Genomic DNA, 8,794 nt, shown 5'->3' with positions numbered 1-8,794 from the left:
GGTGGGGGTGCGGGACCGTCATACGCCATGGATGGCGTATGTCGAGCTTACAGGGGTGAAGACGCATGGCTTGCGAGGCATTGCCTCGCATGCGACTGAACGCACAGCCGCCAGCGGCTGGGCCGGGCCGCGGAGCGGGACTTGCAGCGTGTCCCGCACCCCCGCCCGTACCCGCCCCAAGCGACAAGGCATGCACGCGCGTGCTTCAGCAAAGCCTTTACCACGCAGATGGGCGAAGAACCAAAAAAAAAGCCTCGCATCGCTGCGAGGCTTCTCAAAACTTGGCGCCCGAAGTTGGACTCGAACCAACGACCCCCTGATTAACAGTCAAGTGCTCTAACCGGCTGAGCTATTCGGGCGGGGTGCGCATTGTAGCCCGTTTTTCGCAGGATGTAACCCGTTTGCGCCGCTTTTCTTCACGCGCGGTGATACGGGTGGTTGGCCAGCATCGCCGCCGCACGGTACAGCTGCTCGGCGACCACCAGCCGCACCAGCATGTGCGGCAACGTCAGCGGGCCGATCGACCACGTTTCATCGGCCAACGCCGACACCTCCGGCGAATGCCCCTCCGGCCCGCCGATCAGGAACGCCAGGTCCCGGCCCTGTCCGCGCCAGTGCTCCAGCCGCTGCGCCAGCTGTTCCGAACTGAGCTGGCGGCCCGGCACGTCCAGCGCCACCACGTAGGCGTTCTTCGGCAGCGCCGAGATCACCCGGCGGCCCTCGTCCTCGGTGGCGCGGCGCGCATCGCGCCCCTTGCCGCGCAGGCCCGGCTCGATCTCCACCAACTCGAAGGGCAGCCAGTGCGACAGCCGCTTCTGGTACTCGGCAAAGCCCTGCGCCACCCACGACGGCGCGCGCTCACCGGTCGCGATCAACCTGGCTTTCATCTCGTCTCTCCCGGCTCCCGTCGCGGTGCCGTTGAAATGACGACGGCGCCATCGGCGCCGTCATCGTGACCTGCAACGCGCCGCTTCAGCGTGCGTCGTAATCGTAGGCGTCGCCTTCATCGGCGTCGTCCAGCAGGCTCGGCGGCTGGTCGCCGACGGTCCACAGGCGCTCCAGCGCGTAGAACTCACGCACGCGCGGCAGCATCACGTGCACGATCACATCGCCCAGGTCCACCAGCACCCACTCGGCTTCGCGCTCGCCTTCCACGCCCAGCGGCATCACGCCCAGCTGCTTGGCGAACTTCACCACCTCGTCGGCGATCGACTTCACGTGACGGCTGGAGGTGCCCGAGGCGATCACCATGTAATCGGCGACGCTGGACTTGCCGATGACGTCGATTTCGACGAGATCCTTGGCCTTCAGTTCTTCGGTGGCCTTGCGCACGCACTCCAGCAGCTGCAGGACGGAGGGCGCCGGGTTCGGCATTTGGACCTTGATGGTCTGGGGCTGGGCTTGGTTGCTCAAAGCGGATGAACTCGATAAATGTGGGGCCGATTATACGGGCCGGGCGGCCTGCGCGTATTCATGTGGCGTGGGCGCCGTACAGGCCGCGGTCGGCGATGTAGTCGGCCACGGCCAAGGGCAGCAGCGCCCGCCAGTCCTCGCCCGTGGCGATCCGCTGGCGCACCGCACTGGCCGATTCCCCGCGCAGCGGGGCCTGCAGGCGCAATACGCGCCCGGCCGGCGCTGCCTGCAGCGCATCGGCATCGGCGGCCCAGCGGCCAGCCAGCGCAGCCGCCAGCGGCGGCGACAGGTCCTGTTCCAGCGGGCTGCCCGGGCGGTCGGCCACGATGAAATGGGCCAGCCCGAACAGGGCCTCCCAGTCGTGCCAGCCCGGCAGGCCGAGCAGGCTGTCGGCCCCGACCAGCCAGGCAAGCGGCGGTGCCGGCCCCAGCTCGGCGCGCAGTTCACGCAGCGTGTCGGCGCTGTAGGACGGCACGCCGGGGTGGCGCGCGGCCCGGTCCAGCTCGCGGCGATCCAGTTGCAGGCCCGGCGCATCGGCGATGGCCAGGGCCAGCATGTGCGCGCGTTGTTCGGCGTCCGCGCCCGGCGCGGCCCGGTGCGGCGGGTCGGCGGCCGGCAGCAGGCTGACCGGCACCTGCAGCTGGTCGCGGGCGGCGCACGCGATGGCCAGGTGGCCCAGGTGAACCGGGTCGAAGGTACCGCCGTAGAAGATGCGCAGGCCCATGCCGCTCAGGCGCGGGCCAGCAGCCGTACCGCGCGCGCTTCGGCCACCGCCAGCAGCAGGCGCTCGATGCCCAGCCACGGATCGCCATCGGCGCGGCCCTTGGCCATGCGGTCCACCAGCCCGGCCTCGGCCACGAAGCGGTCCCAGCGCTTTGGCTCGGGATGGCGCTGCAGCGCGCGCTTGAACGGCGCTTGCCGCGACTCCCAGATGCCGCGGCTCTTCATCTCCGCGGCCAGGTTGCCACCGCGCACCTGCACCCGCGCCAGGCCGGCGGTGGCGAGCAGTTCGCGGATCACCATCGGCATCAGCGCGGCCACCGCCTCGCCCTCCCCGCGCAGCCCGGCCAGCATCCGCAGCACTGCCGCCGGCTGGCCGGAGAAGCTGGCCTCCAGCAGCCGGAACACGTCGTAGCGGGCCGCATCGGCGACCAGCGACTCCATCGTGTCCACGTCCAGGGATTGTCCGGCGGCCAGCAGGGCCAGCTTGTCGATTTCCTGCGCGGCGGCCAGCAGGTTGCCTTCCACCCGCTCGGCCAGCCGCTGCACCGCGGCCGGGTCGGCGCGCAGGCCCTTGCCGCGCAGGCGCCGCTCGATCCAGTCCGGCAGCTCGTGCGGCTTGATCGCCCAGGCCACCGACAGCACGCCGACGCGGTTGACCGCCTCGGCCCACTTGCCCTGGTGGGCCTTGCTCCATTCGTTGCAGGTGACCATCAGGATCACGTCCGGCGCCGGGTTGGCGCAGAACTGGCTGATCACCTCGGCCCCGTCCTTGCCCGGCTTGCCGCTGGGCAGGCGCACTTCCATCAGGCGGCGCGCACTGAACAGGCTGGGCGCGTTGAAGCTGCCCTGCACCTGGTTCCAGTCGAAGTCACGGCCATCGGCGTCGAACACTTCGCGCTCGTCGATGCCCTCGGCGCGGGCGCGGCTGCGCACCGCATCGGCGGCCTCCAGCACGCGCAGGGTCTCCGGGCCGGCGATCAGGTAGACCGGGGCCAGCGCCTGGCTGGCCGGTTGGCTGGCGAGTTGTTCGGGTCGCAGTTCCATCCTGGCGCGCCGGTCCGCAGCGGACCGGTCAGTGGCCCGGGACGGGGGTGGGCGCGGCCGGCGGTTGCACCGCCGGTTCCACCACCTCGACCGGCGGATCGGCCGGGACCGTGTTCTGGCTGGCCGGCCTGGCCGGCACGCGGCCTTCCAGTTCGGCACGGACCACGCTGTCGATGCGGCGCATGATCGAGGCGGACATCTCGCGACGCAGTTCGTCGGCCAGGATCTCGCGCTCGGTGGTGGTACCGGTGGCGTCGGTCGGCGGGGACACGTAGTCGCGCGAGAGTTCGATCACCTGCTGCGGGACCAGCTCGCTGCCGTCTTCGCGCAGGAACTTGAAGATCACCGCGTAGCGCAGGCTGTATTCCTGGGCACGGCCCTGGGCGTCGATGGCGATCGGCAGGTCACCCCAGCGCTCGGACATCACCTGCAGCTGGGCGGCCTTTTCCGGGCTGCCCGGCTCGGCGATCTGCGCACCGGAGGATTGCAGGCCGCGACGCAGCAGCTTGGCCAGCTCGCTGTAAGGGGCGCTGGAGACCACCTGCACCGCGGCGGTGTCGGCCGGGAGCATGAGCTTGTTGCGCATATGGAAACCACAGCCGGCAAGGGTTGCGGTCAAGACAAAGGCAAGCAGGAATCGGGTCATGGGCACAGTCTGGGGGAGCCGGGCGGGCGCGGCAACAGGCATAGAAGATGCCCGATGCCGCGTGAACGTGACTTGAGATCGGTGGCCGCGGTCAGGCGGCCACGATGTTCACGATTTTCCCGGGCACGATGATGATCTTGCGCACGGTCAGACCGTCCAGGAACTTGGCCGCGTTCGGCTCGGCCAGACCCAGTGCCTCGATCTGGTCGCGCGCCGCGTCGGCGGCCACCTCGATGGTGCCACGCAGCTTGCCGTTGACCTGCACCGCCAGCGTCACCGCATCGCGCACCAGCGCGCCGGGATCGGCCTGCGGGAAGCGCTGGTCTTCCAGCAGCGTCTCGCCGTGGCCCAGCACCTGCCACAACGCATGGCTGGCATGCGGGGTGATCGGGTTGAGCAGCAGCACGGTGGCCTGCAACGCTTCCTGGCGCACCGCACGGCCCTGGTCGCTGGCATCGTCGAATTTTGCCAGCGCGTTCATCAGTTCCATCACCGCGGCGATGGCGGTGTTGAAGCTGTGGCGGCGGCCGTAGTCGTCGCCCACCTTGCCGATGGTTTCGTGGGTCTTGCGGCGCAGGGCCTTCTGTTCGGCACTGAGCGCGGCCACGTCCAGCGCGGGCGCGGCACCGTCATCGGCATGCTTCTGCACCTGCACCCACAAGCGGCGCAGGAAGCGGGCCATGCCGTCCACGCCGGCTTCGTTCCACTCCAGCGACTGTTCCGGCGGCGCGGCGAACATGGAGAACAGGCGCACGGTGTCGGCACCGTACTTGCCCACCATCACCTGCGGGTCCACGCCGTTGTTCTTGGACTTGGACATCTTCTCGGTGCCGCCGATCACCACCGGCTGGCCGTCGGCGATCAGGGTGGCACCGGTGATGCGACCGCGCTCGTCGCGCTGCACGTCCACGTCGGCCGGGTTGATCCAGTCCTTGGAGCCGTCCGGGTTGGGCCGGTAGTAGGTCTCGGCGATCACCATGCCCTGGCACAGCAGGTTCTGCGCCGGCTCGTTGCTGTCCACCATGCGCGCATCACGCAGCAGCTTGTGGAAGAAACGGAAGTACATCAGGTGCAGGATGGCGTGCTCGATGCCGCCGATGTACTGGTCCACCGGCAGCCAGTAGTTGCCGCGCTTGTCCACCGCATCGCGGGCACCGGGCGAGGTGTAGCGCGCGTAGTACCAGCTGGACTCCATGAAGGTGTCGAAGGTGTCGGTTTCGCGCTCGGCCGCGCCGCCGCAGTCCGGGCAGGTGGTCTTGCGCCATTCCGGGTCGGCCTTGATCGGCGAACCGGTGCCGACGAAATTGACGTTCTCCGGCAGCACCACCGGCAACTGCTCTTCGGGCACCGGCAAGGCGCCGCACTTGGGGCAGTAGATCACCGGGATCGGGCAGCCCCAATAGCGCTGGCGGCTCACGCCCCAGTCGCGCAGGCGGTAGTTGACCCGGCGCTGGCCCTGGGCCTTGCGCTCGAAACGCTCGGCCAGGGCTTCAAAGGCCCCCTGGTAGTCCAGGCCGTCGAATTCCTCGGAATTGACCAGCTCGGTCTCGCGGGTCTTGTCGCCGTACCAGTCCTGCCACTGGGTGCTGTCATAGGCACCCTCGTCCTTGCGCGGGGCCTTCAGCGCGATGACCTGGCGGATCGGCAGGCTGTACTTGTTGGCGAACTCGAAGTCGCGCTGGTCGTGCCCGGGCACGGCCATGACCGCGCCGGTGCCGTAGCCCATCAGCACGAAGTTGGCCACCCACACCGGCACCTGGGCGCCGGTGACCGGATGCACGGCGCGCAGGCCGGTATCCATGCCGCGCTTTTCCTGGGTTTCCAGCTCGGCCTCGGACACGCCGCCCTGCTTCATCTCGGCCAGCAGCGCGGCCAGCGCCGGGTTGGTTTTGGCGGCTTCCTGGGCCAGCGGGTGTTCGCCGGCGATGGACACGAAGGTCACGCCCATCACCGTGTCCGGGCGGGTGGTGAACACGCGCAGCGGATCCAGCGCGCTGCCGTCGGCGTCGCGCACGTCGAACTGGATTTCCAGCCCTTCGGAGCGGCCGATCCAGTTGCGCTGCATGGTCTTGACCGAATCGGGCCAGCCCGGCAGTTCATCCAGACCGTCCAGCAGTTCCTGGGCGTAATCGGTGATGCGCAGGAACCACTGCGGGATCTCGCGCTTCTCCACCAGCGCGCCGGAGCGCCAGCCGCGGCCGTCGATGACCTGCTCGTTGGCCAGCACGGTCTGGTCGATCGGGTCCCAGTTCACCACCGCGTTGCGGCGGTAGGCCAGGCCCTTGCGCATGAGCCGGGTGAACATGCGCTGCTCGTGCACGTAGTACTCGGGCGTGCAGGTGGCGAACTCGCGCGACCAGTCGATCGCATAGCCCATGGCCTTGAACTGGCCCCGCATGTGCTCGATGTTGGCGTAGGTCCACTTGGCCGGCGCGGTCCTGTTCTTGATCGCCGCGTTCTCGGCCGGCAGGCCGAAAGCGTCCCAGCCCATCGGCTGCAGCACGTTGTAACCGGTCATCCGCTTGTAGCGGCTGATCACATCGCCAATGGTGTAGTTGCGCACGTGGCCCATGTGCAGGGCACCGGACGGGTACGGCAGCATCGAAAGGCAGTAGTACTTCGGCTTGTCCGAAGTCTCGGTGACCTCGAAGGCACGGGTGGCGTCCCAGAACTTCTGGGCGGCGGATTCAACCTGCTGCGGATCGTAAACGTTGGGTTCGACGCTGGTCATGGAAACGCTAGTGCGGCGGCAAAGCGGGACAGGGTACCGCAGTGCGGCATGGGGCTCCAATCCTGCCCCGCAAAGCCTTGCCCGGGCGCGGTCGGCGGCCCGGGAAAGCGGTCATCTGCGCCGTCCCGGGCCAGGGCAGGCGCCGGCCGCGCCGGACCGCGCCCACGGTCCAGCCTCGCCGCGGGCGGGGCTTTTTCCCCGGGCCAGGCAGGGCGAGTGCCGATGGTCGCGGCCGGCGCCGGCGCGGAGTCTGGTCCGGCAGGGCGCACGCCCCCGCCCTGCCGGCCACGCGGCCGTCCCGGGGCGCTGCAATGGAGAACGCGTCATGAAGACACTGCATCAGTCCGCCCTCGCCCTGGCCCTGATCGGGGGCCTGGTGGCCACCGCGCAGGCGGCGCCCTACAGCTGTGCCTACACCGTCACCACCGGCGAGCAGGCCGGTGCCTCGGGCCTGCATCCGGTCGATGCCAACGACCAGGGCGACGCCCTGACCCAGGCCTCGGCCTGGATCTACCAGACCTACGGGCCGGTCGGGTTCCAGCTGCGTTGCCACGCCCAGTAAGGGCGCCGGCGGGGGGCGCGCGCCGCCCCCGGCCGGTCAGCGCGGGCGGGCCATCGGCAGCGCGGCGGCCAACCACAGCATCCAGCAGGCAAAGGCCAACCGCTGCGCCAGCGGCGCCGGCAGCACGCCCTGCAGGGCGAAGGCCAGCACCGCCGTGGCCAGGCCGCAGCCCAGTGCCAGCCGGCCCAACGCGCGCCCGCCGGGTTGCCGCAGCCGCCCGATGCCGACCAGCACGCTGCCGGCCACGAAGGCCAGCGCCCAGATCATCCACGCACTGGCATGCCACTGGCTGGAGCGCCCGTCCAGGTCTTCCAGGTCCAGCGGCAACAGGCCCAGCGCGGCGAACGCCAGCCCGGCCAGCAGCAGCAGCTGGCCACCCACCCGCACCGGCCAGCCACTGTCGGCCGGCAGCGCCTGCAACAGGCGCACCGCCACCGCGCTGGCCAGCAGGCCCGGCAGCAGCCAGCCCAGCAGGTTGAACGCCAACGCATGCGGCACCCCGCCCGCACCCAGCAGGGCCACCGGGTGCAGGCCCTGGTCGTAACCGGGCAGGCCGGCGCCGAAACCGATCACGGCCAGCCCGAACAGCACCGCACTGGCAGGCCCGAGCCCGCGATCCAGCCACACCATGGACATCCACGTTCCTGCACGCCAACAAGGGCGTGCATTGTCGCGTCCGTGACCGTCGCCGCCAAGCACGCAGGGTTGAGACGCGCGTCGATCGCCACCATAGAATCGATCATCAGACGCAACGCGATAGCCACGATGACCGAGACCACCTACGTATTCGATGCCACCACCGCCACCTTCGAGGCCGAGGTCCTGCAGAAATCGCTGCAGACGCCGGTGCTGGTGGATTTCTGGGCCCCGTGGTGCGAGCCGTGCAAGACCCTCGGCCCGATGCTGGAAAAACTGGCCGCCGAGTACAACGGCGCCTTCGAACTGGCCAAGGTGGACGTGGACCAGGAGCAGCAGATTGCCGCGGCCTTCCAGATCCGCTCGGTGCCGACCGTGTTCCTGGTCAAGGGCGGGCAGCTGGTGGATGGCTTCCCGGGCGCGATCCCGGAGGGGCAGCTGCGCGAGTTCCTGGCCCAGCACGGCATCAGCCCCGCCGAGCCGGTGGCCGAGGCCAGCGCCGACCCCGAACCGCTGGACCCGCAGGCGCAGGTGGACGTGCTGCGTGCGGCGATCGTGGCCGAACCGGACAAGGAGGAGCTGAAGCTCGACCTGGCCCTGGCCCTGCTGCAGACCGGCGCCGGCGCCGAAGCCAGCGCCCTGATCGATGCCCTGCCGGCCAACCTGGCCACCGATGACCGGGCGGTGCGCGCCCGTGCGCGGCTGGATTTCGCCAATGCGCTGCAGGACGCACCATCGCCGGAAAGCCTGGACGCGCGCCTGCTGGCCGATGCCGATGACCTGCAGGCCCGCCACCTGCGTGGCGTGCAGCTGCTGCTGGGTGGGCAGGACGAGGCCGCGCTGGAGCAGTTCCTGGAGATGCTGCGGCGCGATCGCACCTTCAATGAGGGGCTGCCGCGCAAGCTGCTGATCGATGCCTTCAAGGTGATCGCCGACGAGGACCTGGTTGGCCGCTACCGCCGCCGCATGGCCTCGCTGCTGTTCTGATCGTCGCACGGGCATCCCCGGCACCGTCAGACGCGCCCTAAAGGATCACGCC

Annotated in this window: 9 protein-coding genes and 1 tRNA gene; 2 read left to right on the top strand and 8 right to left on the bottom strand. The window is 69.7% G+C overall.

All coding sequences use genetic code 11. The features are described 5' to 3' along the window. Window positions 1–282: 282 nt before the first annotated feature. The 7 genes from RSA25_RS10340 to leuS form a co-directional block, all read right to left on the bottom strand. Window positions 283–359, bottom strand: a tRNA-Asn gene (locus RSA25_RS10340). Window positions 360–416: 57 nt separating this feature from the next. Then, window positions 417–887, bottom strand: a complete 471-nt coding sequence (gene rlmH / locus RSA25_RS10335) for a 23S rRNA (pseudouridine(1915)-N(3))-methyltransferase RlmH (protein WP_332808807.1) — start codon at window positions 885–887, stop codon at window positions 417–419. 85 nt (window positions 888–972) lie between these two features. Beyond that, on the bottom strand, window positions 973–1,374 hold the full coding sequence (rsfS, locus tag RSA25_RS10330; protein WP_332808806.1) for a ribosome silencing factor: 402 nt from the start codon (window positions 1,372–1,374) through the stop codon (window positions 973–975). A gap of 97 nt (window positions 1,375–1,471) precedes the next feature. After that, window positions 1,472–2,137 (bottom strand): nicotinate-nucleotide adenylyltransferase, encoded by a 666-nt coding sequence (gene nadD / locus RSA25_RS10325; RefSeq protein WP_332808805.1) that lies wholly within the window; start codon window positions 2,135–2,137, stop codon window positions 1,472–1,474. A gap of 5 nt (window positions 2,138–2,142) precedes the next feature. Continuing rightward, on the bottom strand, window positions 2,143–3,180 hold the full coding sequence (holA, locus tag RSA25_RS10320; RefSeq protein WP_332808804.1) for a DNA polymerase III subunit delta: 1,038 nt from the start codon (window positions 3,178–3,180) through the stop codon (window positions 2,143–2,145). Between the two features lie 28 nt (window positions 3,181–3,208). Beyond that, entirely contained in the window at window positions 3,209–3,826 is a 618-nt protein-coding gene (lptE, locus tag RSA25_RS10315; protein ID WP_332808803.1) for an LPS assembly lipoprotein LptE, read from the bottom strand. Between the two features lie 91 nt (window positions 3,827–3,917). Continuing rightward, entirely contained in the window at window positions 3,918–6,557 is a 2,640-nt protein-coding gene (gene leuS / locus RSA25_RS10310; protein WP_332808802.1) for a leucine--tRNA ligase, read from the bottom strand. 325 nt (window positions 6,558–6,882) lie between these two features. Here leuS and RSA25_RS10305 point away from each other — a divergent pair, with 325 nt between their 5' ends. Next, window positions 6,883–7,119 (top strand): hypothetical protein, encoded by a 237-nt coding sequence (locus RSA25_RS10305; RefSeq protein ID WP_332808801.1) that lies wholly within the window; start codon window positions 6,883–6,885, stop codon window positions 7,117–7,119. 36 nt (window positions 7,120–7,155) lie between these two features. Here the strand turns inward: RSA25_RS10305 and RSA25_RS10300 are convergent, their stop codons facing one another. Beyond that, window positions 7,156–7,755 carry a DUF998 domain-containing protein gene (locus tag RSA25_RS10300; protein ID WP_332808800.1) on the bottom strand — a complete coding sequence of 200 codons (600 nt, stop codon included), beginning with the start codon at window positions 7,753–7,755 and terminating at the stop codon, window positions 7,156–7,158. 129 nt (window positions 7,756–7,884) lie between these two features. Between RSA25_RS10300 and trxA the strand changes: the two genes are divergently transcribed. Further along, window positions 7,885–8,742 carry a thioredoxin gene (trxA, locus tag RSA25_RS10295; protein WP_332808799.1) on the top strand — a complete coding sequence of 286 codons (858 nt, stop codon included), beginning with the start codon at window positions 7,885–7,887 and terminating at the stop codon, window positions 8,740–8,742. The last annotated feature ends 52 nt before the right edge of the window (window positions 8,743–8,794 follow it).

The sequence above is a fragment of the Stenotrophomonas sp. genome (genome assembly GCF_036662295.1).
GTDB lineage: Bacteria > Pseudomonadota > Gammaproteobacteria > Xanthomonadales > Xanthomonadaceae > Stenotrophomonas.
This window is presented reverse-complemented; position numbering and strand designations above follow the sequence as displayed.